At 36.1% G+C, this 26,435-nt stretch carries 24 protein-coding genes and 2 pseudogenes; 17 read left to right on the forward strand and 9 right to left on the reverse strand.

Annotation, left to right across the window (positions count from 1 at the left end; all coding sequences use genetic code 11):
- Positions 1 to 64 precede the first annotated feature (64 nt).
- Positions 65 to 538, reverse strand: a complete 474-nt coding sequence (locus BCER98_RS04565) for an antibiotic biosynthesis monooxygenase family protein (protein ID WP_011983912.1) — start codon at positions 536 to 538, stop codon at positions 65 to 67.
- 129 nt (positions 539 to 667) lie between these two features.
- On the opposite strand from BCER98_RS04565, the gene BCER98_RS04570 reads away from it, so the two are divergent.
- The 6 genes from BCER98_RS04570 to BCER98_RS04595 all read left to right on the forward strand — a co-directional run bounded on the left by BCER98_RS04570 (position 668) and on the right by BCER98_RS04595 (position 9,571).
- Positions 668 to 2,785, forward strand: a complete 2,118-nt coding sequence (locus BCER98_RS04570; protein ID WP_011983913.1) for a transglycosylase domain-containing protein — start codon at positions 668 to 670, stop codon at positions 2,783 to 2,785.
- Positions 2,786 to 2,967: 182 nt separating this feature from the next.
- A complete protein-coding gene (gene hemE, locus BCER98_RS04575) occupies positions 2,968 to 4,014 on the forward strand; it encodes a uroporphyrinogen decarboxylase (protein WP_041809512.1) in 1,047 nt (348 codons plus the stop codon).
- Between the two features lie 15 nt (positions 4,015 to 4,029).
- The gene (gene hemH / locus BCER98_RS04580) at positions 4,030 to 4,965 is read left to right on the forward strand and encodes a ferrochelatase (protein WP_011983915.1); all 936 of its coding nucleotides are present in this window, start codon (positions 4,030 to 4,032) and stop codon (positions 4,963 to 4,965) included.
- A 28-nt stretch (positions 4,966 to 4,993) separates the two neighbouring features.
- Complete coding sequence (hemY, locus tag BCER98_RS04585; RefSeq protein WP_011983916.1) at positions 4,994 to 6,415, forward strand: protoporphyrinogen oxidase; 1,422 nt, start codon at positions 4,994 to 4,996, stop codon at positions 6,413 to 6,415.
- 218 nt (positions 6,416 to 6,633) lie between these two features.
- Positions 6,634 to 7,050: a GNAT family N-acetyltransferase gene (locus BCER98_RS04590; RefSeq protein ID WP_237701320.1), complete on the forward strand. Its 417-nt coding sequence runs from the start codon at positions 6,634 to 6,636 to the stop codon at positions 7,048 to 7,050.
- 148 nt (positions 7,051 to 7,198) lie between these two features.
- The gene (locus BCER98_RS04595) at positions 7,199 to 9,571 is read left to right on the forward strand and encodes a DUF6359 domain-containing protein (RefSeq protein ID WP_011983919.1); all 2,373 of its coding nucleotides are present in this window, start codon (positions 7,199 to 7,201) and stop codon (positions 9,569 to 9,571) included.
- 147 nt (positions 9,572 to 9,718) lie between these two features.
- Here the strand turns inward: BCER98_RS04595 and BCER98_RS04600 are convergent, their stop codons facing one another.
- Complete coding sequence (locus BCER98_RS04600; protein WP_011983920.1) at positions 9,719 to 10,570, reverse strand: membrane protein; 852 nt, start codon at positions 10,568 to 10,570, stop codon at positions 9,719 to 9,721.
- Positions 10,571 to 10,759: 189 nt separating this feature from the next.
- Between BCER98_RS04600 and BCER98_RS04605 the strand changes: the two are divergent.
- The 4 genes and pseudogenes from BCER98_RS04605 (at position 10,760) to BCER98_RS04620 (ending at position 13,161) form a co-directional block, all read left to right on the forward strand.
- Positions 10,760 to 11,156, forward strand: a pseudogene (locus BCER98_RS04605) (BlaI/MecI/CopY family transcriptional regulator).
- Positions 11,156 to 11,338 (forward strand): annotated as a pseudogene (locus tag BCER98_RS22885) (M56 family metallopeptidase); the annotation flags it as partial. The pseudogenes BCER98_RS04605 and BCER98_RS22885, both read left to right, overlap by 1 nt.
- A gap of 219 nt (positions 11,339 to 11,557) precedes the next feature.
- Positions 11,558 to 12,130 (forward strand): TetR/AcrR family transcriptional regulator, encoded by a 573-nt coding sequence (locus BCER98_RS04615; protein WP_011983922.1) that lies wholly within the window; start codon positions 11,558 to 11,560, stop codon positions 12,128 to 12,130.
- Between the two features lie 131 nt (positions 12,131 to 12,261).
- Complete coding sequence (locus tag BCER98_RS04620; protein ID WP_041809515.1) at positions 12,262 to 13,161, forward strand: O-fucosyltransferase family protein; 900 nt, start codon at positions 12,262 to 12,264, stop codon at positions 13,159 to 13,161.
- An 80-nt stretch (positions 13,162 to 13,241) separates the two neighbouring features.
- Here the strand turns inward: BCER98_RS04620 and BCER98_RS04625 are convergent, their stop codons facing one another.
- Together BCER98_RS04625 and BCER98_RS04630 are read right to left on the reverse strand one after the other, a co-directional pair.
- Entirely contained in the window at positions 13,242 to 13,913 is a 672-nt protein-coding gene (locus tag BCER98_RS04625) for a class I SAM-dependent methyltransferase (RefSeq protein ID WP_011983924.1), read from the reverse strand.
- 78 nt (positions 13,914 to 13,991) lie between these two features.
- Complete coding sequence (locus tag BCER98_RS04630; protein ID WP_109456143.1) at positions 13,992 to 14,525, reverse strand: DinB family protein; 534 nt, start codon at positions 14,523 to 14,525, stop codon at positions 13,992 to 13,994.
- A gap of 251 nt (positions 14,526 to 14,776) precedes the next feature.
- Here BCER98_RS04630 and BCER98_RS04635 point away from each other — a divergent pair, with 251 nt between their 5' ends.
- Entirely contained in the window at positions 14,777 to 15,790 is a 1,014-nt protein-coding gene (locus tag BCER98_RS04635) for a LacI family DNA-binding transcriptional regulator (protein WP_011983926.1), read from the forward strand.
- Between the two features lie 38 nt (positions 15,791 to 15,828).
- On the opposite strand, the gene yhfH is transcribed toward BCER98_RS04635, so the two are convergent.
- The gene (gene yhfH / locus BCER98_RS20670) at positions 15,829 to 15,957 is read right to left on the reverse strand and encodes a protein YhfH (RefSeq protein WP_000567010.1); all 129 of its coding nucleotides are present in this window, start codon (positions 15,955 to 15,957) and stop codon (positions 15,829 to 15,831) included.
- 195 nt (positions 15,958 to 16,152) lie between these two features.
- On the opposite strand from yhfH, the gene BCER98_RS04640 reads away from it, so the two are divergent.
- The 3 genes from BCER98_RS04640 (at position 16,153) to BCER98_RS04655 (ending at position 19,850) form a co-directional block, all read left to right on the forward strand.
- Positions 16,153 to 16,887 carry an MBL fold metallo-hydrolase gene (locus BCER98_RS04640; RefSeq protein ID WP_011983927.1) on the forward strand — a complete coding sequence of 245 codons (735 nt, stop codon included), beginning with the start codon at positions 16,153 to 16,155 and terminating at the stop codon, positions 16,885 to 16,887.
- A 9-nt stretch (positions 16,888 to 16,896) separates the two neighbouring features.
- Positions 16,897 to 17,886: a lipoate--protein ligase gene (locus BCER98_RS04645; RefSeq protein ID WP_011983928.1), complete on the forward strand. Its 990-nt coding sequence runs from the start codon at positions 16,897 to 16,899 to the stop codon at positions 17,884 to 17,886.
- A gap of 431 nt (positions 17,887 to 18,317) precedes the next feature.
- Positions 18,318 to 19,850, forward strand: a complete 1,533-nt coding sequence (locus BCER98_RS04655) for a fatty acid--CoA ligase family protein (RefSeq protein ID WP_011983929.1) — start codon at positions 18,318 to 18,320, stop codon at positions 19,848 to 19,850.
- 41 nt (positions 19,851 to 19,891) lie between these two features.
- Here the strand turns inward: BCER98_RS04655 and cytK1 are convergent, their stop codons facing one another.
- The 4 genes from cytK1 to BCER98_RS04675 all read right to left on the reverse strand — a co-directional run bounded on the left by cytK1 (position 19,892) and on the right by BCER98_RS04675 (position 24,597).
- Positions 19,892 to 20,902 carry a beta-channel forming cytolysin CytK1 gene (gene cytK1, locus BCER98_RS04660; protein ID WP_011983930.1) on the reverse strand — a complete coding sequence of 337 codons (1,011 nt, stop codon included), beginning with the start codon at positions 20,900 to 20,902 and terminating at the stop codon, positions 19,892 to 19,894.
- Positions 20,903 to 21,048: 146 nt separating this feature from the next.
- Entirely contained in the window at positions 21,049 to 21,609 is a 561-nt protein-coding gene (locus tag BCER98_RS04665) for an HAAS signaling domain-containing protein (RefSeq protein ID WP_011983931.1), read from the reverse strand.
- A gap of 517 nt (positions 21,610 to 22,126) precedes the next feature.
- A complete protein-coding gene (locus BCER98_RS04670; RefSeq protein ID WP_011983932.1) occupies positions 22,127 to 23,884 on the reverse strand; it encodes a sensor histidine kinase in 1,758 nt (585 codons plus the stop codon).
- 5 nt (positions 23,885 to 23,889) lie between these two features.
- A complete protein-coding gene (locus BCER98_RS04675; protein WP_011983933.1) occupies positions 23,890 to 24,597 on the reverse strand; it encodes a response regulator transcription factor in 708 nt (235 codons plus the stop codon).
- Positions 24,598 to 24,740: 143 nt separating this feature from the next.
- On the opposite strand from BCER98_RS04675, the gene BCER98_RS04680 reads away from it, so the two are divergent.
- The 3 genes from BCER98_RS04680 to BCER98_RS04690 are packed head-to-tail and all read left to right on the forward strand — an operon-like array spanning position 24,741 to position 26,304.
- Positions 24,741 to 25,559: a CPBP family intramembrane glutamic endopeptidase gene (locus BCER98_RS04680; protein ID WP_011983934.1), complete on the forward strand. Its 819-nt coding sequence runs from the start codon at positions 24,741 to 24,743 to the stop codon at positions 25,557 to 25,559.
- Positions 25,560 to 25,595: 36 nt separating this feature from the next.
- A complete protein-coding gene (locus tag BCER98_RS04685) occupies positions 25,596 to 25,955 on the forward strand; it encodes a hypothetical protein (RefSeq protein ID WP_011983935.1) in 360 nt (119 codons plus the stop codon).
- A gap of 49 nt (positions 25,956 to 26,004) precedes the next feature.
- Positions 26,005 to 26,304, forward strand: a complete 300-nt coding sequence (locus tag BCER98_RS04690; RefSeq protein WP_041810252.1) for a hypothetical protein — start codon at positions 26,005 to 26,007, stop codon at positions 26,302 to 26,304.
- The last annotated feature ends 131 nt before the right edge of the window (positions 26,305 to 26,435 follow it).

Below are 26,435 nucleotides of genomic sequence, written 5' to 3' on the forward strand. Positions count from 1 at the left end.
GAAAGTGCTGATATAATTTCATGTACTGCGTCTCTCTTCGTTGTATTGCGGTTTATCTAGATTTTTACCCTTGTACTTGAAATGTCGTTACAAAAGATGGTTTAGAAAAGATGCTTTTTTGCGGCTCTGCATTTGCTTGTGTCGGGCGTTTTTTATGCGCGTGTTCAAAGGATCTAGATTCTGTCCAGTCTTTAAAGTTTTGCTCAGTTTCCCACATTGTCATAATGACATATGTATCGTTACTTAATGGACGAAGAACGCGAATTGCTTGGAAACCAGGTTCATTTTCAATCAGCCCGGCGCGATTTTTGAAACGATTTTCAAAAACAGGACGCCCTTCATCTGTAACAGAAATATTGTTACAAACGATAAAACCAGCTTGTCCTTTTAATTCCCCGACGGCATCGAGCACATCATATTGAAGTGCTCCTTCTACCGTTTCTTCTATATTTTCTTTATAAAACATATCTTTTTCATTACTTTTAGCGATAAAATGTGGTTCTTCTAGAGGGGTTTCGTATGAAATTATGGCTTTCATTTTTGGGCCTCCTTCATTAAGTTTGTTTTTATTATAGCAACTCTTACTAAAAACTTCGAAGAATATATACATAAAGGAGAGCCTTTTTCAAATAATAAATGTACCATCATTTGGAAAGAAGGACGAAGTATGAAGAAAATAAAGTGGACTGTAATAAGCGGCATAGCAGTGTTTATAGTTGCAATCGTAATCTATAAACTTATTGTGTTAGCTGGTGGCTATATGATGGATGAAAAGCAGTTGGTTTTCCACTCTTCATCACGTATCGTTGATCAGAAAGGAAAAGAAATTACAAAATTATATATAGAAAATCGAGAACTTGTGCCAATTGAGCAAATCCCAAAGCATGTGCAGCAAGCATTTCTTGCAGTAGAAGATGCACGGTTTTATGAACATCACGGCATTGATTATCCTTCTATTTTTAGGGCGGTGTATCGGGATCTTTTAGCAAGAGAGAAAGTGCAAGGAGGTAGTACGATTACGCAGCAACTCGTCAAAAATGTATTTTTAACGCATGAAAAAACATTTGTACGTAAGTTGAAAGAAGTTGCGATAGCACTGCAAATCGAGCAAAAATATACAAAACAGCAAATTCTTGAAATGTATATGAACCATATTTACTTTGGTCATGGTGCATACGGAATTCAATCTGCAGCCAAAATGTACTTTAATAAAAATGTAGAGGACTTAACTGTCGAAGAGGGAGCGATGTTAGCTGGGCTTTTGAAAGCACCAAGCGGATATTCTCCGTTTTTACATCCGAAAAAGAGTAAGGAGCGCCGTGATTTAGTTTTGTCTCTCATGCATAATCAAGGGTATATAACAGCAGAGGAAAGCGTTCGTTATCAAGGGAAAACCATTGCGCTATATAAAAATCTAGATAAACAGGAACTCGCCTATATGCCTTATGTCGATATGGTCGTGGATGAAGCAGCACGTCTATATGGCTTGTCACATCAAGAAGTCCTCCGCGGCGGTTATACGTTTGTTGTTTCCATGGATGAAAATATGCAAAAGGTTGCTTATGATCAGTTTCAAGATGAAAAAAATTTCCCAGGGGGAGACAAAAATGTGCAAGGCGCTTTTTTATTAATGGATAATCAGACGGGAGGAATTAAGGCCGCGATTGGCGGAAGAGAATATGTTCCAAGAGGTTTTAATCGAGTATTTGCAAAGCGTCAGCCAGGGTCTGTTTTAAAGCCCCTTCTTGTATATGCGCCAGCACTGGAAACAAAAAAGTACAATCCGTATTCTTTATTAACAAATGAAAGAACTGCGTTTAAAGGATATGTACCGCGAAATTATAATCATCAATATTCAAAGGAAGTAACGATGTATGATGCGCTCTTGCAGTCAGCGAATGTTCCTGCAGTTTCTTTACTGCATGAACTTGGAGTAGAAGAAGGGAAGCAATATTTGGAGAAGGGAAATATTCACATTGCTGATTCAGGTTTAAGCGCCGCTCTTGGTGGATTAAAAGAAGGGGTTTCTCCGTTTGAAATTGTGAAGATGTATCGTGCGTTTCTAGCAAATGGAAAAATTATTGAGCCACATGTCATTGAAAAAGTATTTGATCGACAGGGGAAAATGATTGGAGAGTCCCAAAAAGAAGAAACGAAAATTTTCTCAAAGCAAACTGCGTGGTATATGACAAAAATGTTAGAAGGGGTTGTAGAGGAAGGAACAGCAAGGGCAGGAGTGTATAAAGGGGCACTAGCTGGAAAGACAGGGACGACTTCGCTTTCCAACCAACGTGAGGGTGTAAGGGATATTTGGTTTGTTGGATATACGCCAAGTTTAGTAGGTGCGGTATGGATGGGATATGATCGTACAGATAAAAAACATACGTTATATGGTGGAAGTGAGTCTGCTACCGAGCTATTTAAAAAGATTTTAATGAAAGCTCATGTGCAGGACAAAGAAAAGTTTAAGCGACCAAAAGGAGTTGCGACGATTAGTAAGCCCATTCATTTAAGTAAAATTGAACATTTAGAAGCAAAAATATCTTTTCATCCGTTTGGCTTATTCATTGCAAAATTAAGCTGGAAACCTCTTCCTGATAAAAGGGTGATGTACAGAATTTATCAAATAGAAAATGGAGTTCATACGCATATTGGAACGGTTAAAGGTACGGGCGAATATGATGTGAAATTTATTAATATATTTGCAAAACCGAGCTTTTACGTTGTTCCATATAACTCGCAAACAAATCGGGAAGGAGAAAAGACAAAAGTAGCTAAACCGTAGTTTTTGCTTGTGATATAATAAGAATGTTTCGAAAATATCAAGCGTTTTTACGAACATTTGTGTCAATTTCATGAACAACATACATAATGTTATGCATTTTGTTTTTACAAGCTGTATAGTAAAAAAAGATAATTATCGAATAGGATTCGTTTGAAGTGTTCGTGAGGAAGGGAGAAAGGGTTTTGGTAAGAAATATAAATGAGACGTTTTTAAAAGCATGTAAAGGGGAACGAACCGATTATGTACCGGCGTGGTATATGAGACAAGCAGGGCGTTCTCAACCAGAATATAGAAAGATTAAAGAAAAGTATTCTTTATTTGAAATTACACACAACCCGGAGCTTTGTGCCTATGTAACAAAACTTCCAGTTGATCAATACAATGTCGATGCGGCGATTCTATATAAAGATATTATGTCACCGCTTCCAGCAATTGGTGTTGATGTAGAAATAAAATCTGGAATTGGACCAGTAATCGAGAATCCAATTCGTTCTATGCAAGATGTAGAGAAGCTTGGTGAAATTCATCCAGAAGAAGATGTACCATATATATTAGATACCATTCGATTGTTAACAGCAGAAATGTTGGATGTTCCGCTTATCGGTTTTTCAGGTGCACCATTTACATTAGCAAGTTATATGATTGAAGGCGGTCCGTCTCGCAACTACCATAAAACAAAAGCGTTTATGTATGCAGAACCAAAAGCTTGGTTTGCATTAATGGATAAGCTTTCAGATATGGTCATTGCGTATTTGAAAGCACAAATTCAGGCTGGGGCAAAGGCAGTACAAGTGTTTGATTCTTGGGTTGGTACAGTGAATGTAGCAGATTATCGCATATTTATTAAACCAGCAATGGAGCGTATTTTTGCACAGGTTCGTGAAATGAACGTACCGATGATCATGCACGGTGTTGGAGCAGGTCACTTAGCAAACGAATGGAATGACTTGCCGCTTGATGTAGTAGGATTAGATTGGCGCTTGTCAATTGAAGAGGCGCGTACGCGCGGTATTCATAAAGCAGTACAAGGTAATATGGATCCTTCGCTATTACTTGCACCATGGAATGTCATTGAAGAGCATGTAAAAGGCATTTTAGACCAAGGAATGAAACAACCTGGCTATGTCTTTAATTTAGGTCACGGTGTATTTCCAGAGGTGAATCCTGATACGTTAAAACGTTTAACAGCGTTTATTCATGAATATTCGAAAGAGCAGTTAGCGAAGTAAAGGAGAATTAGGGGTATGAAAAAGAAAATTGGTTTGCTTGTTATGGCATACGGAACACCATATAAAGAAGAGGATATTGAACGTTACTATACGCATATTCGTAGAGGACGAAAGCCAAGTCCTGAAATGTTACAGGATTTAACAGAGCGTTATCGTGCGATTGGTGGTATTTCTCCTTTAGCTGCTATTACATTAGAACAAGCGAAAAGACTAGAACAGCGTTTAAATGAAATGCAGGATGATGTGGAATTTCATATGTATCTTGGGTTAAAGCATATTGAGCCTTTTATTGAAGATGCTGTACAAGCTATGCATCGTGATGGAATAAAAGAGGCGATTGCTCTTGTTCTTGCCCCTCATTATTCTACTTTTAGCGTGAAATCTTATATTGGACGAGCACAAGAAGAAGCAGCGAAATGTGAAGATTTAACGATTCATGGCATTGAGAGCTGGTATAAAGAGCCGAAATTTATTCAGTATTGGGTAGATGCGGTGAAAAGCATATATGACGGCATGCCAGAAGAAGAACGTGAAAAAGCAGTTTTAATTGTATCTGCGCATAGTTTACCGGAAAAAATTATCGCATTAGGCGACCCATATCCAGAGCAATTAAGTGAAACGGCAGAATATATTGCTCGTGGTGCAGAAGTTCCAAATTACGCGGTTGGTTGGCAAAGTGCCGGCAACACACCTGATCCATGGATTGGACCAGATGTGCAAGATTTAACGAAGGAGCTGTATGAAAAGTACGGTTACACTTCATTTGTATATGCACCAGTTGGTTTTGTAGCGGAGCATTTGGAAGTATTATATGACAATGATATTGAATGTAAAATCGTTACAGATGAAATCGGGGCGAAATATTATCGCCCAGAGATGCCAAACGCATCGGAAGCATTTATCGATTGTTTAGCGGACGTTGTGCTTAAGAAACAAGAAGAAGTATTGTAATACTACAAGCGAGAAAGGAGGGACTGTTTTGAAAAAAAGAGTGGTTATCATTGGTGGTGGAATTGCGGGATTGACAGCAGCGTATTACTTGCAAAAAGAAATTCGTGAACAAGGGTTGCAGATTGATATGTTGTTAATAGAAGCGTCAGGTAAGGTTGGCGGGAAAATTCAAACCGTTCGAAAAGAAGGATTTACAATTGAACGCGGCCCAGATTCTTTCCTCGAAAGAAAAGAAAGTGCAGCTCGATTGGTGAAAGAAGTCGGTTTAGGAGACGAGCTTGTAAATAATAAAGCAGGTCAGTCATTTGTTCTTGTGAACAATCAATTGCACAAAATTCCGAGCGGATCTATGATGGGAATTCCGACACAAATTACGCCGTTTCTATTTTCAGGATTGTTTTCTCCGATTGGTAAATTAAGGGCTAGTTTTGATTTTGTACTTCCGCGTTCAAAACCAGTTTCGGATCAATCACTAGGCCAATTTTTTCGGCGTCGTTTCGGAAATGAAGTGGTTGAAAATTTAATTGAACCATTGCTCGCTGGTATTTATGCAGGGGATATTGATCAAATGAGTTTGATGGCAACATTCCCAAAAGTTTATCAAATAGAGCAGAAGTACCGCAGTATTTCGCTTGGTATGCGTGCGTTAGCACCAAAACGAACAAAAGATGTGAAACCAAAAGGGATGTTTCTAACATTAAAAACAGGCTTAGAGTCGTTAGTTGAGGCAATAGAAGAAAAACTTGATACGAATACAGTGATGAAGGGAACGCGCGTTGAAAAAGTGAAAAAGCTGGGCGATGGCTATGAAATCACTCTTAGCAACGGAAAAGAAATAGAGGCAGATGCAGTTATCATTGCAGCTCCGCATAAAGGATTGCCATCTATGTTCGGGCAGTATAAAGAGTTCCGCTTCTTCCGCAATATTCCGGCAACCTCTGTAGCGAATGTCGCACTAGCTTTTCCGAAAGAAGCCATTAAGCGCGATATTGATGGAACTGGATTTGTCGTATCAAGAAATAGTGATTTTTCCATTACAGCTTGCACGTGGGCACATAAAAAGTGGCCACATACAACGCCGGAAGGGAAAGTATTGTTGCGCTGCTATGTAGGGCGTCCTGGCGATGAAGCCATTGTAGAACAAACAGATGAAGAAATAATTCAATTTGTATTAGAAGATTTACAAAAAACAATGGATATAGTAGAGAGGCCAGACTTTACTGTCGTGAGCCGCTGGAAAGATGCTATGCCGCAATATACAGTTGGACATAAAAAAAGAATGAAAAAACTAACAGCATTTCTAAAACAAGAACTACCAGGCATATATTTAGCTGGTAGCTCCTATGCTGGCTCTGGTCTTCCAGATTGCATTGATCAAGGTGAGGCGGCTGTAAAATATGTATTATCTTATTTAGAAGAACGCAATAAAACAAAATTAATCGCGCAATAATAATGAAAACAGGAGATCGGTGTCTCCTGTTTTTTTTGGTGTTCAAGCAACGGATATATAGGAATATATAAATTCAACTCGCTATCGTTCTTTTCCACCATCGGAAAGATCAATTCGGATTTTACTTTTATTTTTAAAAATAAAAAAGGAGTTTTTTCGTAGTAGAGCGAATAAAAGTATTTTCAAAGTATTAGGAGGTATAAAAGATGCGAAATGTAGTGATTGACACAGAGTGGAACCGAGAGGATCCCTCTTACATTCGGAAAAGGCTAGGGGAATACAATATAAAGCATCTGTCAGAAAAAGATATGAACTTCATTGGCGAAGATTTTTGTTTTAAAATTAAAGATGAAGAAGGGAACATCCTTGGCGGCATTTCAGGAAATACTAAAATGCAAAGTCTTGTCATTCAATTTCTTTGGATTGATGAAAGCCTTCAAGGGAAAGGGTTTGGCAAAAAGCTTATCAAAAAGGCTGAAAAATTCGCTGTGGAGAAGAAATGCCGAATAATCAAGGTAGATACGTTTAGTTTTCAAGCTCCTGATTTTTATAAAAACTTAGGTTTCGAGGTTTATGGCACAGTAGAAGATTTCCCCGAAGGACATAACCATTATTTTTTATTTAAAAAATTATAATAGTAATGGTGGACTGTTCAATTCGGACGGTCTTTTTTTATCTACTTAAGTTAATTTTTTGTAAAGTTTGTCGTATGATCGTTCTTTATAAAGAATGATTTGTTATGATAATACATGCCGTTAGGACAAAAGAAGTAAGGAGAGGAAGATGGCGGTGAAGAAAGTAATCGGTATCGTTTTATCATTTATACTGTTTATTTCATTTACAGGAACGATAGTGAAAGCGGAAGAAACGAATTCGTTATCAGTGCTTGATGCGATTCAACAGTTTCAGCAGCATGGTAAAAGTAAAGGGGTAGTAGAAGGATATATTGTTGGATATACACAAAGTCCGTCAAAGTATACGAGAGATCCAGCGAAGTTTGGAGATACAAATGTAGCAATTGCAGATTCTCCAGATGAGACCAATCCGGAGAAGGGTATGCCTGTTCAGTTGCCAAAAGGGGACGTAAGAGCAGCAGTGAATGTGAAAGATCATCCTGAAAATGTTGGGAAGAAAGTTCAATTGACAGGTACATTAGAGTTATATTTTAGTAGTCCTGGTTTAAAAGCAGTAACAGCGTACAAGTTTCCAGGAGAATTAGAAAATCGTGTAAGCAAAGTCACTGCGTCACCGAATGGGAGAGAAGTGGAAAAGGGAACGCTTGTTACATTAACGACGAGGACAGAAGGGGCGACGATCTATTATACGCTAGATGGATCAGAGCCTACGAATCAAAGTATTCGTTATTATGAACCGATTGTTTTACAAGAAGATACGGTGATTCAGGCAATTGGGGTAAAGGAAGGGAGTGAGTCTTCACCAGTTGCTACGTTTTCGTTTACAGTGGTAAAAGGTGAGAAAGTACACATTCATGATATTCAAGGGAAAGCGCATATTTCTCCTTGTAAAGGGAAAAAAGTGCGCAATGTAGAAGGGATAGTCACTGCGTTAGATAAATACGGTTTTTATATGCAAGATGCACAGCCTGATGACGACCCAGCTACTTCAGAAGGAATTTACGTGTATCAGAAAGATGCTGATGTGAAAGTGGGAGACGTTGTCCAAGTAGATGGACAAGTGGAGGAGCATGTTGGAGCTGGATATGCGGAACGATTTGAAACAGATTTAACTACGACAGAAATTAAGGCAACTCGCGCAACCATAAAGGCGAGTCATGTGCCACTTCCAGAAGCAGTTGTGCTAGGGGAGCATGGCGTGAAGATTCCAGATGAAATCATTGATAATGATGCATTCGGTGTTTTTGATCCGCAGGAAGATGCGATTGATTTTTATGAAAGCTTAGAAGGTATGCGAGTTACACTTCCAACACCAAAAGTGGTTGCACCGCAGAAGCATGGGAATTTATATGTAACGATTGCAAATGGTAGCAATAAAGTGGTAACGAAATATGGAACGCCGCTTTTAAGTGAGACGCAACTCAATCCAGAACGCTTATCTTTAAAAGTACCTCGTAACCATGTAGCAAAAGTTGGTGATACTTTTAACGGTGATATAACAGGAGTAGTAGGTTATGATTATAGCGCATACCGCATTTCGCCAGTGACGGAATTACCATCTGTGATAGACGGAGGGTTTAAACAAGTGGGAGCAAAGATTCAGCCTCGGCTTGGGAGAGTAACAGTCGCTACATATAACATGGAAAACTTTTCTGCAAATCAAAAGGAAACATCTGATGAAAAAGTAAAAGCGCTCGCGTATTCGATTAAATATAATTTAAAAATGCCGGATATTATTGGTGTGCAAGAGATGCAAGATAATAATGGAACAATAAATGATGGCACAACAGATGCTTCATTAAGTGCAAAACGTATAATTGATGCGGTGCAAGCAATCCATGGTCCAAAGTATGAATATGTAGAAGTAGCGCCTCTAAACAATCAAGATGGAGGAGCGCCGGGAGCGAATATTCGCGTCGGTTTTTTCTATAATTCATCGCGCGTAAAACTAGCGGATCAACCAAAATTGTTAGAGACAAATCCGACACGCATTGGGCAGGACAATCCGTTATTTGAAAGCACCCGTAAACCATTAGCCGCTGAATTTACATTCCAAGGTCAACATCTAGTTGTTATTTCTAATCATTTAAACTCAAAAATAGGTGATGCACCGCCATTTGGAAGCATACAACCACTGGTATGGAAAAGCGAAGAAAAACGAGTACAGCTGGCCCAAGAAGTGAATCGTTTTGTGAAAGGAATTCAAAAACGAGATGCGAACGCACCTGTTGTTGTAGTAGGGGATATGAACGATTTTGAATTCTCTAAACCACTGCAAGCGCTAAAAGGCGACACATTACAAAATATGTTAGAAACTGTTTCAAAAGAAAATCGGTACACATATATTCATGAAGGGAATGCACAAGTACTAGATCACATCTTAGTGACAAATAATATTGCAAATCATACAATTGTAGATCCAGTACACTTAAATACAAATATGATGAAGGAGCACGGCCGCGTCAGCGATCATGACCCGGTGCTTGCGCAAATTGATTTGAAAAAAGCCCGTTCAGTTTAGACGGGTTTTTTTACGTAGTGCGGTGACGAAATTTGTCGACTGGTCGATATCTTGTGTCGAAACGCCGATGAAATTGATTTTGCGCCGATATATTTCATTTTGCGCCGATAACTAGGTAAGAATCGCTGATATATTTTAATTTTGTGCTTATGATGTAATTTTTAACGTTTGTTTGCAGCGCATTCTTTTTTGCAATTTACGTGTATATTTCTTTTTATCTTTTCTTGTTCCTTTTATATACATAAATAAACTAACGATTCCAAACAATGTATATTGCAGAGTAAGAATGTACGGAGACATTCCTTGCAGTGGTTGTTTCGGATCATATAGATGAATAGGTGCTCCTCCAATGGTAGGAAAAATAATATTTAAAATAACATAGGGAAGTGAACTTACAGTGAATGGAAATAAAATCGCCATGTAATCTTTTTGCGACCACATAGAGGCAGCTAGACCTAACACAGCCATGAAACCAGCAAATAAAAAATTAATCCCAATGTATACAGAGATATAAGTGATCGGAGAATCATAATACAATGATGCAAACATGCCATTTGTATTGATTAAATTATTTGTTACGGATGGTACACCATCTGGTATTGTGAGCTTACAAAGTAATAAAGAAAGTAAGAACGGAAAAATGTAAAGGAATCCACCACAAAAAAAGGTAACGATATATTTTGTGTATAAATACGAAAGAAAGGAAACTTCTTTACTTATAAAAGACTTAAATTCTTCTAATCTATCAGCGTTATAACTTGTGCTAAAAGGTAAAGTAGCGATAATGGGCATTAACAATAAATAAACATCCATTTCATTATCACGAAATCCAATCCACTTATAGGATGTTGTTAATAATTCGTCTGGTACAGAATTAATATATTGTAAAACGTAGTAATAGTGATATATAAAAAGAAGAACGAACATACTGCATAAAAAACACATCGAGAGCGGATTTAAAAAAGCTTGTTTAATTTGTAAGCGAAGTGCACGAATCATGATTGAGAAACCCCCACTGATTAAAGTTCCACTTTATCTTTCATTTTTTGATAAGAGTAATACTTGATTGTAAAGAATATACTTATTTTCTATATTACTATTAATTGTAAAGATTTTCTTGTTTTTTTATCAATAATTGGAATGTTATTTGTAAAATAGAGTTGATAATCCTGAAAGGGGAAATGGAGTATGAAAAAAGTATCATCTAAAATATCTAAAGCTGAGTTAGAAATTATGAAAGTACTTTGGTTGAATTCTCCGCAAACGGCAAATGAAATCATTGAGAAGCTAGAGTCAAAAATAGATTGGAAGCCAAAGACAATTCGAACATTTATTAATCGGCTCGTTCAAAAGGAATCAGTTTCGTATCATTAAGATAAAGGGCATATGTATGCGTTACGATCCATTAGTATCACAGTTGCAAGTCGAAACAAAATCGTTACTGAATCGTTTTTGTGGTGCAGCGTTCAAACCGTTACTTGTAAATTTTTTAAAAGAAGAGAAACTTTCTTCAGAAGATATTCATGAATTGAAACGCATTTTGGATGAACAGACAGAAGAAAATGAGCAGGAAGGTAGATCGTAATGATAGATACATTCGTACATATTTACCTTTCGCGCTTCTTTGACTGGATAATTGAAACATCACTTATGGCGAGTATATTAGTCGGTATCATCTTATGTGTCAAAATTGTACTCAAGGATAGGCTAACGCTTAGGTGGCAATATGTATTATGGATGATTGTAGTAGTGAGACTTCTTTTACCATAGTCACCAGATAGCTCTTATAACATATTTTTACCTTTTCACTTCCGTCCATTTTTTGATACACTATGACTATTATAAGAAAGGTTTCATTTATGACTGGAATTTTTGATACGGGGAATAACTAAAAAAGGGAACTTGTATATACTGGAAGACTGTGATAATATCAAATGTGTACAAATTGACTATATTATCCATTTGGTCATTTTTGGAGGTGAAGATGTGGCAATAGATCGAAAACGTTCTATTATTGAGGCTGCAACAAAATCTTTTTCAGCGTTTGGTTATAAGGCAACGACAATGGATCAAGTTGCGAAATTGGCTAATGTTGGAAAAGGGACAATTTATACTTTTTTCAAAAATAAAGAAGAATTATTTGGTGAAATTATTTCGAATTTAATTGCAGAAATGAAGGAAGTTGCAAAAGAATCCATTCGTCCAGATATTTCATTCTTTGAAAATGTACATAGAGCATTATACAGCATCTTAGAATTTAGAAAAGAGCATCAGCTTATGATTAAGCTGATCCAAGAAGAACGAGATATGGGAACGAAAGAAGTACAAGAAGTGATGCAGCAAGTAGATACAGAAATTGTATCCTTTATTCAAGCCTATTTGGAATTTGCAATCGAGAAAGGTGAAATCAGTAAATGCGATCCAGAAATTACAGCGTTTATTATGCTTAGACTATATGTATCACTTATTTTCGATTGGGAAAAAAATCATGAGCCACTAGAAAAAGAAAGAATTGCAGAGTTATTTGAACTATATTTATTAAAAGGATTGTCAAACTAAGATAATCTTTTTTTTGTTTCAGTAGGAATGATTCTGTAGCATGACGGTTAAGTGAAGTATGTTCTATACTCATATATATTGCATAAGATGTTCAAGAGAAAGAAAGAAGGGCGGGGAGTTTTATCATATATTTGCAATATGAAATTGGGGAGATAGAAGGACTTTGTAATCAGCTCATGGCTATTTTTAGAACAATAGGAGAAGCTTTATATTATGCGAAGCAACATGATGCAGTTTGTATCCTTTTAAAAGATGTGCAAACTCGAAATTCCGTTGACTTTCATAAGAGCCCGTATTTTTCAAAAATCAATATTGACTCTTATTTGGATGTAGATGAATGTAGGGCGTTATTTTACAAGAAAAATATTTTAGTGAAGCGGCATCAACCGGATATGGATGAGACTTTTAAGCATATGATTACTTGTAGGCGGTTTCTTCAACGACATATATTACGAGATGAAAGTAGGGAGACAGGACAATTTATTGCGAAATCTTTACCCTTTGCGAAACATATAAAAAAATTAGCTAGCTGCACGATTGGTCTTATGTCTTTTTACCCGAGATGGAGAGCGATTCAGCTTAGAATTGAAGGAGATTTAGTTCATTTACCTGTGGAAGGATTCGACTTAGCGGCTCATACAGAAAATCAACTTCAACAAATAATCAATACAATTGCAAGTAAAGCGGATTTATCGGCTGTTTATATTGCTTCTGGTGTTCAAGAGGAAAAGTATCATCGCATTGTAGCTCGTATAAAAGAACATTTTCCTCATTTAGTCATAGTCAGAAAGCAAGATGTTTTACAAACGTACCCTGGCTTGCAGAAGGAGTTAGATGCATTGTGTTTAGAGGAACAAGCATTAGTCGACTGGTTAGTTTGTATCGGTGCGCCTCTTTTTGCTGGACCTCATGCCTCCTCATTTAGTTATTTAGCAGGATATATGCGCCATTATCGAGGGTTTGATAAAGAAACGACATATTTATGGCCAGAGTATCAACCATATTGGGATCAATGGTTTCCTCGTTTGTAGAGAAGATGAGTATATAAAAATAGTGCCATATGTATAAGTTTCATATACAATGGCACTATTTTTTTGGTCGTATGTGTGAGTTATATGTTACTCCCTGCATATTTTTTTTGTAGTTCCTCTTTCTTATCGAATACATCTTGGAACTTATTGTCATATCCTTTCGGAAATAGGACACCTAAACCATATGAATGGGAAAATTCAAGATAAGGATGCTGTTTTTTTAATGTCTCCCATAACTTATATACGCCAAAATCACGATCCAACACGGCAATATCATGAAATAAGACGGCACCATTTTTAGAGACTTTCGGCAACCATGTTTCAAAATCATGTGAAACAGCTTCAAATGTATGATAACCATCAATGTGCAATACATCTATACTTTCATCCTCAAATAAATGTAAAGCATCATCAAATGTGGAACGGATTAAGCGTCCTATTGTTGGATAACAATGGTTTGTTACATAACTAACCATTTCAAACACATTCTCTCCGTATGGTCCGCTATGTAAATCACCTTTCCAAGTGTCAACAGCAAAACATTCGGCGGAAAGTTGTTCATCTTTTATTCCTTGGCAAAAGCTGTAAAAAGAAGAACCATAATGTGTTCCTAATTCCACTACCTTTTTCGGTTTCATAAATCGAATGAAGTCGTATGCAAAGTGGTTGTGTCCTACCCAAGCAGAAGATAATCGAATAGACGGATGTACGTAATCAACATCAAATACCGGATTATGATATACCCATTGCATATACAGTTCCCCCCTGAAATTTGGTTCATAATGTAAATACATGTATGTCCTTCAAGGATAGAACGATTTTCGTAGTCATTAACAATTTGAATCGGTTATTAGGGTTTTCTCTAACCGTTCTTTCTGATGGAGATGATGTGCAAAGTGCATATACACAAGTTGAAACCATTCTGTTGCACATAAGTGACCAAGTCCAGGATGAGCCACTGTATGATGGGACGGAATAGAAGAGAGCTTTAGCTGATTCTTTTTCATCTTGTCGATAAGCTGTAATAATCCTTGTTTTAGATTTTCTTTGTTTGTCGGGTTTTCTGGTGTATATCCAGGGCGATTCGGTATTTTGATTTGAATAGGAGGGAAGGCTCCCATTTTATATACGTCTTCCCCCATTTCTGTTTTTTTACCACTGATTATAGCTGAACCAGTTGCACACTGTTCTATTGCATGTAATTGCATATTGGAAGCTGTAAGTAAGTGATAATACATTTGTCCAAGCGACCATTCTTCTTCAGAAGGCTTTCGTCTCAGTTGTTCCAATGAGTATTTGTTTAATTCATTGATGTAATACAGTACTAATGTTTCAAACTTCTCTGCTAACATGTGAGCTGTCACAACTTGATTCCTCTGTAACTCAATTAATATAGCGAGTAAACGATCTGTTCGGTTCATGATAATCATCCTATTTCTATTTATTCTGTTTATAGCAAGTGTTCGAAAAGTCCACTTATTTTTTCTGCAAATATATACTTTTTCTTATGAATAATATTAATATAGTAAAATCATAAGAACTCATATTGCAGTTTCCAATAATATACTATATAATTTACTAAAGAAAACGTTTTCATACAAAGGGGGAGAATTTCGTGTCAACGATTGAGGACGTGGCGAAATTAGCGGGATTATCAAGAACAACGGTTTCTCGGGTGATTAATAATCATCCGTACGTATCAGATGAGAAGAAAAAGAGAGTTCAATTAGCGATGAAGCATTTAGGCTTCGTACCTAATTCGGCAGCAAGAAGACTTCGAAAACAAAAAACGGAGACAATTGCAGTTCTCGTTCCAAGAATTACAAATCCTTTTTTCAGTAGATTTATTGAAGCAATTGAGATTGCTGCTTCTGAACATAAATATAAACTGATTATTTGTCAAACAAGATACTTACCAGAAAAAGAGATGGAATACTTACAACTGTTATCAACAAAACAAGTAGATGGCATTATTCTATGTTCCCTTGAGAACTCATGGGAAGATGTGGAGCCATATTTACAACACGGTCCAATTGTGTTATGTAATGAATATATTGAAGAAGCAAATATTCCAACGGTTAAATTTGATCATGCTCAAGGAGCATATATTGCGGCAAAACATGTATTAGAGCAAGGGTATCGCAATCTTATTTTCTGCCGTGGCAATGAAACAAAGGTAATTAGCCAACAACGAAAAATGGGATTTTTGCGTGCAGTTACTGAGCAGGGGAAACATGTAGAAGGAATTGATTTTATTGAAAACGTTTTCTCGTGGGGAGATGGGAAAAGACTCTTTCATGATGTATTAAAGGACAAAAAAAATCCTACCGCTATTTTGGCAGGAGGCGATGAGGTTGCAGCTGGCATTATTTCAGAGGCGAAACGCCATAACTGGAGTATTCCAGATAACCTAGCTGTAATTGGTTTTGATAATCAAATTTTATCAAAAATTACAGATCCTGGTATTACGACAATGGAACAACCAATCGATGACATGGCTCGAAAAGTTATAGATTTAATGATAGATAAAATCCATACAAAAAATTATCGCAAAAAAGAACTATATGAGTTTGAGCTGGAACTCTTGGTGAAAGGTTCAACGATGAAAGATGCGATGTTACTAGCCTAGTAGACAATGTCTGCTAGGTTTTTTATGTGTATACACGATTATTCTTCGTGAACACAGTCATCGCATTTATTATGGTATGCTTCGTGTTGCTCATCAATTTCCTTTCCGCAATGCGCGCAAGTTTTTGTTGGCAAATTTCTGAAAAATTCCATTGGTTGATCAATCATGAAAATCCCTCCATTTCTTAATAATATTGTATTAGTACAAAAATAAAAAGTCAACAACTGTTTTATAACAAAATGAAAAATAATGAAAAAGTTTAGGAAATGGATTATAGTTAACAATGTAGAATGTAAGTGAAATCTTTCTCAATATAGAAAGAAAGCATGCATTTCTATCGGTTTTTGAAAGGATGGATACATATGAAGGTGACTGTTGTTGGCTTTTGGGGCGGCTTTCCAGAAGCGGGAGAAGCGACATCGGGGTATTTGTTTGAACACGATGGTTTTCGTTTACTTGTTGACTGTGGCAGTGGTGTATTAGCACAGCTTCAAAAATATATAGCACCATCTGATATAGATGCAGTTTTATTGTCGCATTATCATCATGATCATGTTGCGGATATTGGGGTATTACAATATGCAAGGTTAATTACAAATGCGACAAAAGGGCAATTACCACAATTGCCAATCTATGGGCATGGTTTTGATGTACAAGGATTTGCGTCCTTAACGCATGAGCCGCATACGAAAGGAATTGTCTATCATCCAGAGGAAACATTGCAAATTGGACCGTTCTCCATTTCATTCTTAAAAACAGTACATCCTGTTACGTGCTATGCAATGCGCATTGCGGCGGGAGATAAAGTTGTTGTATATAGTGCGGACTCTAGTTATATTCCTGAATTTATTCCATTTACAAAGGATGCGGATTTATTTATTTGCGAATGCAATATGTATGCGCATCAAGAGGCTGCAAAAGCAGGGCATATGAATAGTATAGAAGCCGCAAACATAGCAAAGCATGCCAATGTAAAAAAATTAGTATTAACGCATTTGCCCCATATAGGAAATCCAGCTGATTTAGTAGAAGAAGCAAAACAAATTTTTAGTGGCTCTATTGCATTAGCGCATAGTGGCTATACTTGGAATTCATGAGGTGAGAACATGTTATTTATTGATAATAAAGGGATTACAGATCCTACGATTAATTTAGCAATTGAAGAATATTGCGTGAAAAATTTAGATATTAATGAAACATATTTGCTGTTTTACATTAATGAACCTTCCATCATTATTGGGAAAAACCAAAATACAGTCGAAGAAATTAATGCAGATTATGTGAAAGAGAAAGGGATCCATGTTGTACGCCGTTTATCAGGTGGCGGGGCTGTGTACCATGATTTAGGAAACTTAAACTTTAGTTTTATTACAAAAGATGACGGGGATAGTTTTCATAACTTTAAAAAATTCACAGAGCCCGTTACGAAAGCACTTGGTAAATTAGGTGTGAATGCAGAACTTAGTGGACGTAACGATATTTTAGCTGAGGGACGAAAAATTTCAGGTAACGCTCAATTTTCAACGAGAGGTCGTATGTTCAGTCACGGTACATTATTATTTGATTCTGAAATCGATCACGTTGTATCTGCATTAAAAGTGAAAATGGACAAAATTCAATCAAAAGGAATTAAATCGATTCGCAGCCGTGTAGCTAATATTACGGAATTTTTAAATGAAAAGATGACAACAGAAGAATTTAAACAGCTTCTTCTTGAGACAATCTTTGAAGGAGAAAAGGAAATTCCAACATATGAGTTAACAGAAGAAGATTGGAAAGAAATTTATAAAATTTCTGAAGAGCGCTACCGCAATTGGGACTGGAACTACGGAAAGTCACCGAAGTTCAATTTACAACATTCACACCGTTTCCCAGTTGGACAGGTTGATGTTCGATTAGAAGTGAAAAAAGGAACAGTAACAGAGTGTAAAATATATGGTGACTTCTTTGGTGCACTCGATGTTCATGATATTGAAGAGCGTTTAACAGGTGTTCAGTTTGATAAGGAAGCCTTTGCTGCAGCGTTAGAAGACGTAGATGTAAAACGCTACTTTGGGAATATAACGAAAGAAGATTTCTTAGCATTGTTCTTTTAATAGTGGACTGCTCTCCTAAATTGGGAGAGCAGTTTTCATGTCGTTATTTGTCGTACCGTCGATATCCTGTGTCGAATGGCCGATATATTTTAAATTGCGCCGATATATGTTGAGAAACGGTCGATATATTTCAAAAATCGCTGATAAAATTTCATGCACCATTATTGTTTCACCTCAATTCATTACGAAATACGCTGTAACTGAAATGGGTAAGATTCTTTTATGTTTTTGTAAAAAAGCGGTAGATGCGGTAAGGCGCATGGATTGTAAAAATGAATGAACCTTCATTTCGCTCGTACCTACTGGTAGTAGTGATTTACGCTGCTACTTTATATGCGAGTATTTGAATGTTACTTGATACCCTAATTTTCTTTTAATATAATGTATTTAGAATTTTTAAATTTTCAAAATTTTATAAAGGTGGGGGTTATGTGAATCTCGTTCAATCTTTAGCTGAGACAGCCGTAAAGAAAGGGGAGAAACCAGCTTATATATTTATGGATGAGTCGGTCTCGTATGACCAATTAAATAAAATGGTCACAAAGTTTTCTAGTAATTTAGCAAAAATGGGCATCACAAAAGGGGATCATGTTGCATTAGCTGTTGGGAATTCACCACATTTTTTAATCGGGTTATATGGGGTCATGAAAACAGGAGCAACCGTTGTTCCGGTTAACCCAATATATACCGCAGATGAAATGCATTACATTTTACAAAATGGAGACGTAAAAACAATCATCATACTCGACATCCTTCTACCGATTATACAATCTCTTACAACAAGACTTCCTTCTCTCGAACATATTATCATATGTGAAACCTCATCAGATTTTCAACTTACAGACAACGAAAAAGTGAAAACGTTTACTAGTTTGGTGGAAACTGGAGATATATCTTATGAAGGTCCACTATTACATGAAGAAGACGTTGCGGTTATTTTATACACTTCAGGAACAACGGGACAACCAAAAGGTGCTATGTTAACGCATAAGAATTTATATAGTAATGCGAGAGACGTTGCGACATATTTACAATATACAGAAGATGACCGTGTTGTGGCGGCGTTACCGATGTTCCATGTGTTTTGTTTAACCGTTGCGATTCATGCACCGATTATAAATGGGGCAATCATTTTAATGTTACCAAAGTTTAGTCCAAAAGAAGTATTTCGCATTTGTCGCACATATAAACCAACAATATTTGCCGGTGTACCAACGATGTACAATTATTTATATTTATATGAAGGAGCAAGTGCAGAAGATATGCACTCACTCAGACTTTGCATATCTGGTGGTGCATCTATGCCTGTTGCTCTTTTGGAGAATTTTGAAAAACGTTTTCGTGTCATTGTTTCAGAAGGATACGGACTATCAGAAGCATCGCCAGTGACGTGTTTTAATCCATTGGATCGGCCGCGAAAACCAGGATCGATTGGAACGAATATTTGGCATGTTGAAAATAAAGTAGTAAATGAGCTTGGTGAGGAAGTACCTGTTGGAGAAGTTGGAGAACTGATTGTTCGCGGTCCGAACGTGATGAAAGGGTATTATAAAGCTCCAGAAGATACAGCAGCAGTGCTTCGTGAAGGGTGGCTATATACAGGTGATCTAGCAAAAATGGATGAAGAAGGTTACTTCTATATTGTGGATCGTAAAAAAGATATCATCCTTGTCGGTGGATATAACGTATATCCCCGGGAAGTAGAAGAAGTATTATATAAACATGAGGAAGTGGCTGAAGTAATCGTAATAGGTGTTCCGGATGAAAGTTTAGGAGAAGCTGTATGTGCTTATGTTGTTCCAAAACATGACAGGGTACGAGAAGAAGAGCTCATTCATTATTGTTCGTTGCACCTTGCAAAATATAAGGTTCCCAAAAAGATAGAATTTTTGAAGGAATTACCGAAAAACACCACGGGAAAACTATTAAGAAGAGCTTTGAGAGAAAAGGCAATGCAAGTATAAAGTAAAAAACAACACTGAGTTTGTCAGTGTTGTTTTTTACTTTACTTCTTCTCTACTAGTTTTTTATTTTTCCAATCTAATACAAATGATTTATTAAATGTTTTTTGATCTACATCTTTTATATTATTTCCAACCCAGTTACCAGTTCCGAATGTAAAGCCAGGGCGAAGTGTATAATCGTCAGCATGCTTTGTATAAGCAACTTGGATAGAAGACTGTTCTGTATCTTTTTCTGAAATGACAACAGCAATCATGCCTGGAGAGAAACCGCTATTTGTGAGAGCTGGAAGGTCATTCATTGGGACTAGATTGCCTCGTGCATCTGTTTCATGAGGATACGTACGAGAATACATAAATAATTGGTTTCCATATAAAGCATGGTAAGAATCGCGAGTGTAAATGCCCCAGTTTTGATTATTATATCCATTAAAGAATACGTTCCATTTTACATGTTTATTTGTTTGATCAATTAAGTTTGTTTTATAGCTTGTTTGTTTATAACTGACGGAATCAGACCAAGTTACTTGACCTGTTGCTCCAGATTCGCCACTAGGACCGCTTGGTGTTACAGAGGCTTTGATAGAGCCGCCAAGTTGATAAGAAACGCTTGATGTGACAGTCGTTTCTTCCACTGCATTTGTCGGTGCTACATGAAAGAATCGCGACGTATTATCTTGTAAATTCATTGCAATATCATATTGTGATGGATAGCGCAATGTGACACTTGCCCCTGGAATTGGATATCCATCAACAGGTGCGTCACTAAGAGTTGGGTTTGCTTTCATAAAGCTACCTGTTGTATTAATAACCGCAATTTGCTTATCAGCACTTGGATCATCAATGAAAGTTACTTTTAATGACATTGTCATATTATCTGCTTGTTCATTATTAAATGTATTGTAGCTTGTATGTGTTTTTGCATTTTGACCGATATCTGTTACAACTTGAGAAGTTGTTTGTGCAGCGACAACCGGTGTGTGCATTGCTAGGGCACTACTTGCCAACACAGCAGATAATGCGAGACATTTTACATATGTTTTAGAACGTTTCATAGAATCACTTCCTATTTTGTCGATATATGTCGTATTTCACATATATCGTAGCATGAAAGTGGAAATGACAGGAGAGAATATGCGAAATTGCATATTGGAAATAAACGAAGGAAATGAAAGAGGAGATGTACACTCTTTCATTTCTATTAATCCTCTTTTAAAATAGAGACATTCCATTTCAAATATTTGACTAAAAGCGAGTATAAATGTTTTAGTGCTTGATAAGATACACCAGCGATGACTAAGCCAATAAAAAAACCTATCAACACACTATAAACATCTGAAAAATGGATTTGATGAAATCCTTTTGTAAATCCAACTATTACTAGTAGTAGAGGTGATAGTAATAGTAAAGGAGTAGCAACGATGAGTGCAAGAAGAATTGGCGATAGCAAGAGTAATAAGAAGAAAGCTATCATGATACATATAAAGTTTGCCAAACCTAAGCTCATAACAGACAGGATTGCTATTATCATATTTTTGAGGCTGCGTTTTTGATTCGCGTTGTTTATAGCGTATGTAACATTCATTTCTTTCGCGATCGTTTTAGGGTTTCCAAGTTTTTTACAAATCTCTTCTTCAGATTTCCCATCCTGCTTACCGCTAATAAAATGAGTTTCATATTCTAATAGAATATCGTTTTTTTCTGAATTTGGTATGTTTCCTAGGGAAGAGCTAAGTTTGTTTAAAAATTCCTTTTTGTTCACTACAATCACTTTCCTTTATGAAATGATGCATCACAGTTAAGAATTCAATCTGTTTCTTTATGAGAATTTTGAAAATAAGTGGAGAGAACCTTTCGTTGCGAAAGCGATTCGTCCCCCTCTATTTTTTTAAAATGACATGTTTTTTGGAATGATTTATCTAATTATTTCTAAATATACCATCAACTACCATATATTTCAAGGTACTGTATTATTAGTAGTACTATAAATTGATGAGTACTATATGTATGGATTTTGTATCATCATTTAGACATAAGAACAAATGTATGAACCTAAAACTTCTTCGTAGTGACAATATAACAAGTCGGTTTTCCATCTTGTTTCTTTACTAGATAAATCCTGGAATTGTTTTGTGAAATAAAGTAAAAAAACGTCAAGAAAAAAATGGAGCTTTTCTTTATCATAATACATAGAAGGCGGGTGAACAGAAATAGGAAGAAAAAGGGCGAATCAATGATGATTCGCTCTTTTTATACAGAATACGTAACGACAATTTCGGTTAAGACGTTCTCTTTTGATTCGGAAATGGAAATATGATAGTAATAGCTGTTCCTTTCCCAAGTTCACTTTCAATTGAAATCGTACCGTTATGAGCGAGGACAAGTTGCTTTGTAATAGCGAGACCAAGTCCTGTTCCTGCATTATTTTCTTCTGTATTTGTTCCGCGGTAATACCGTTCAAATAATAGTTCTTTTGTTTTTTCATCCATTCCCTTTCCGTTATCTGTAATAGAAAGAGTGAAAGAATCCTTGTTTTTTGCTAGTTTGACGAGGATTTTGGTCGTTTCATTGTTATGTTTTACGGCATTTGCTAATAAATTTTCAATAATGCGCTGGAACCACTTTTCCTCAATCGAATAATAGATTTTATGGGAACTTGGAACAAATTCAATATTTTGATTTTGAAGCGTAGGGTTATTAATAAATTGCAATAAAATCTTTTGAACAAATTGATTAATTTCAACATGTGAATGTTGAGAAGGAAGCACATTGTTTTTTAATTGGTATGTTAAGCTTAAATCATCGATTAATGTAGTCATATATTGTGATTTTTCTTTTATGACATGACCGAACTCTTGAATATCTTGGTCAGTCCATTGATATTGGTTAGATTCTAATAAAAGAGAGTAACCGTAAATCGAACTAAGGGGTGTTTTTAAATCATGAGTGAGTCCGGTAATCCATTCTTCGCGTGTTTGTTGAAGTACTTGTCGCATCGCTTCGTTTTTTTTGAGTGTAATTGAAAGATGTTCTAACGCCTTTGTTACATCTTTAAATAAACGGAATGACCATTTTTCTTTACCAGAGCGCCGAAAGCGAATCGGTTTTCCTTTTTTACTAACAGGTTCTTCATATATTCCGCCGGCTATATTTTTGAGCCAACGCATTGTATGTAACAGCGGTTTTCCAAATTTTCTACCGTACCAAATAGAAATAATGACTAAATAGACAAATGTGACAAGAAAAACAACACCGAAAAAGGTAAGGAATTTTTTCGCGATTACATCCTCATCTATTTCAGATGGATTATAATGAGCATTTTTAGTTGTGATTGTAAATAAAGTTTTGTCTTCCGGATTATAAAGAGTTGAAATGTTTTCTTGATGATTCCAAGGCTCTTTTTCAGAAAGTACGGCTTGAATGGCAGAAAGGGGCTTGCCTCGGTTTTCTGGATAAGAAAAAATTTCTTCCCCATCTGCATTAAAAATTTGTAATACAGCATTTGCAGCAGAAAGTTGTTCTTTTTCAGAGTCAGTTAAAGAAAAATTTGCTGTGAATGGTGCATTGTGCTCTTTTTGTAGTTTCTGCAACAATTTATTGCTTTGAAGTTGCTCACCATAAATTACAATTGCTTTCTTTTTTCCTAATTCAATATCCCAATAAGTGAATTTATACGGGCTATGTATTTGCTGCCTTAAATATGCGACTAATGATGTTTTTGTGTAGGAATCAGGAACCTCTTTAGGTGTATTATAGTGATATAGTACCTTTCCGTTTTCATCCACAATTTGAAGCCAATCCTCTTTTTTTTGAATCGTTTCTTTTACTTTAGCATTCAATGTAATATGACTGTTTTCGAAAGAAACGTAACTGGAAATTGTTGAATTATCAAATTCTGATACATTTGTTTCGGATAAGGACGAGTTAATCAAAATAGCGAAATATCCGAAGGCAATTACGACAGCAATTAGTAAAGTGAATAAGACAAAAATATGTTGTAGAATAAATTGGATAATTAATCTTTTACTTAAATTCATCGCGATTACCTTCCTGGAATGAATTTATAGCCAAGTCCGCGAACTGTTTTTATATACTGTGGGTTGCTTGGGTTGAATTCGATTTTTTCTCGCAGCTTGCGAATATGGACCATCACGGTATTATCATCTCCGTTATAGGCTGGAGCGCCCCAAACTTTTTCGTATATTTCTTCTTTAGAGAAGACGTAATTCGGATGTTCACAAAAGAAGAGTAAGAGCTGAAATAGCTGAGCGGAGCATTCTACAATATTGCCATCTACTTTTAATTCAGCAGCATGTTTATCGACTTGAAATCTTCCAAATGAATAGATATCGGAAGTTTGTATTGTTTTTGGAGTGTATTTCAAATGTCTGCGCAGCTGTGCTTTCATCCGAGCAACAACTTCAAGCGGATTGAATGGTTTTGTAATATAATCATCTGCTCCATATAAAAATCCAGAGACTTTATCGAGATCAGATGTTTTTGCTGTTAGAAAAAAGATGGGACAATCTGTCTTTTGACGGATAATAGGACAAATATCAAAGCCGGATTGTCCAGGGAGCATTACATCGAGAATCATTAAATCATATGAATGATCTTCAACGAGCAACAAAGCTTCCTCAGCAGAAGTTGCGGTTGTAATATGAGAAAACCCTTCTTTTTGTAGAATTGTAGTTAATAGTTGTAAGATTGCTGATTCATCATCAACAAGTAAAATATTTGCGTTGTACAAAGTAAAATCCCTCCTAGTTTTCACAAAATATCATAACATTTTCTTGAAAGTTATGGGATTTTTAAGGAAATTTTAAGGTTTTCTTAGTTAAGAAATAAGATTTAGATGATATGATAAAAGTAAACATAGGGGAGGAGATGAGTATGAATCCGTTTTATTCGATGCGAGCAAGATATTTTTTGATTGTATTTACACCACTGATTTGGCTGGAGCGCAGCAGTAAGCAATTGCTCGAACATACACTTCATATACAAAATTCTTCTATTATAAATCTACTCATATTTTATATACTCCCAGTGATTTGGCTCTTGTATGAATATAGAAGAAAAGATATTCCATTAAGAGCATTTATTAATAGGCAAGAGACATTTCATGTACTGCAAGTTGTATGGATTACCATTATGCTTTGCCTCTTTAGCTATGGATATTTGATTTTGTATATGTATAGTTTCACGTGGATTACGCCGGATTTTATCATGAATGCTTTACATCAACCAATTATAGAAGAGACCAGCGGATATGTATATCAATTTATAATAGTTGTATTTATTGCACCTATTATAGGTGAATTTGTATTTAGAGGATTTCTTTTTCAGCGTTTTGCAGCAAAATGGGGAACGGGAAAAGGTATGATTGCAGTTGCCCTTTTGTTTGGTTGCATGCATATTGATTTTCTTGGTGCTGCCGTATTTAGCATCGTTCTATCTATTGTATATATTCGCTCGAAAAGCCTACTCATGCCGATTAGTATTCATATGCTAAACAATGCAGTTGTACTGATTGCCTCCAAATTTATAAGTAAAGAAGAAGCAATTAGTTTTGCCGACTTTTCCAACTATACAAGTTTTTTTACAGGACTTATGATCTTTATCTTTGGGTTAAATTTTGTTTTATTCTTTTTGTTTATGAACCGTCGTTATATGAATGAAGAACTACCAATTGTAACTTTAAATAAGATGTAAAGGCTCTAGAGCTTTCTGTTTAGGAGAGTTGTATGGATGAAAAAGTTCGCAGGGAATATTCTGAAAGAAATAACAAATTCGACATCTATAACAGACATATGTAGTAGAGAAGTTTGTCAGTTAATTAGCCCGGTTATGGATCCGATTGTGTTCCCAGAGTTTTATTTGTTTTCAAGTACGAATCATAAAGAAAGCGCTATATTTCTGCTTATTCTTGTAGGAAGCATAATTGGAGTTGGGCTTGTTTTAGAAGAAATCGTAAAACGAATTTTGCTAAATTATAATAGTAACAATCGAGTAATCTTCAAAAAAATGTTTGAATATGTAGTGACCGCTTGTATATTCTTTTACTTTTTTAAAGCAGTGATTTATTTTGTCATGATGAAACGCGGATAGCGCGATTATGAAGGGAAGATCCCGTATAGAAAGGAATGGATATGTTTATATGAATGAAACAATACAATCAAATAAATTTTTCTATTTAATGATGATAAGTTTGATTGTAATTACGACTATAAATGTGAGCTTTCGTTGGAATGAACCGTACTTTTTTGTTTATTTGGCACTTCATCTATTAGGATTATTATGTATTTGCGGTGGAATGGTAGCGGAAAAAAAGAGTGCAGATTGTGTCAACTATATGTGCATAACGGGTCTTATTCTGTTGTTAACTGTGCAAGGAATTATGAAATATAGTTCTATGAACCTTCATAATTTTAGTTTATTGGTAGATATGATTCCGTAGCGGGAAGAGCCTATGGCAAAAGGATAACTTTTGGCGTAGGCTCTTTGTTTCTATTTGTGTCGAATCGCTGATATAGAGAAGGGATTGAAAATTACATGACAATTCCTTAGATTAGCTTGTTCTATTTTGAG

This window comes from Bacillus cytotoxicus NVH 391-98 (assembly GCF_000017425.1).
In the GTDB taxonomy this organism is placed as follows: domain Bacteria; phylum Bacillota; class Bacilli; order Bacillales; family Bacillaceae_G; genus Bacillus_A; species Bacillus_A cytotoxicus.

Bases quoted from the DNA above. Each gene is read 5' to 3' on its own strand.
- BCER98_RS04680 (WP_011983934.1), top strand. From the start codon at position 24,741: ATGAATCCGTTTTATTCGATGCGAGCAAGATATTTTTTGATTGTATTT.
- BCER98_RS04645 (WP_011983928.1), top strand. From the start codon at position 16,897: ATGTTATTTATTGATAATAAAGGGATTACAGATCCTACGATTAATTTA.
- BCER98_RS04670 (WP_011983932.1), bottom strand. From the start codon at position 23,884: ATGAATTTAAGTAAAAGATTAATTATCCAATTTATTCTACAACATATT.
- yhfH (WP_000567010.1), bottom strand. From the start codon at position 15,957: ATGATTGATCAACCAATGGAATTTTTCAGAAATTTGCCAACAAAAACT.
- BCER98_RS04600 (WP_011983920.1), bottom strand. From the start codon at position 10,570: ATGATTCGTGCACTTCGCTTACAAATTAAACAAGCTTTTTTAAATCCG.
- BCER98_RS04570 (WP_011983913.1), top strand. From the start codon at position 668: ATGAAGAAAATAAAGTGGACTGTAATAAGCGGCATAGCAGTGTTTATA.
- hemH (WP_011983915.1), top strand. From the start codon at position 4,030: ATGAAAAAGAAAATTGGTTTGCTTGTTATGGCATACGGAACACCATAT.
- BCER98_RS04625 (WP_011983924.1), bottom strand. From the start codon at position 13,913: ATGCAATGGGTATATCATAATCCGGTATTTGATGTTGATTACGTACAT.
- BCER98_RS04565 (WP_011983912.1), bottom strand. From the start codon at position 538: ATGAAAGCCATAATTTCATACGAAACCCCTCTAGAAGAACCACATTTT.
- BCER98_RS04685 (WP_011983935.1), top strand. From the start codon at position 25,596: ATGAAAAAGTTCGCAGGGAATATTCTGAAAGAAATAACAAATTCGACA.
- BCER98_RS04595 (WP_011983919.1), top strand. From the start codon at position 7,199: ATGGCGGTGAAGAAAGTAATCGGTATCGTTTTATCATTTATACTGTTT.
- cytK1 (WP_011983930.1), bottom strand. From the start codon at position 20,902: ATGAAACGTTCTAAAACATATGTAAAATGTCTCGCATTATCTGCTGTG.
- BCER98_RS04640 (WP_011983927.1), top strand. From the start codon at position 16,153: ATGAAGGTGACTGTTGTTGGCTTTTGGGGCGGCTTTCCAGAAGCGGGA.
- BCER98_RS04690 (WP_041810252.1), top strand. From the start codon at position 26,005: ATGAATGAAACAATACAATCAAATAAATTTTTCTATTTAATGATGATA.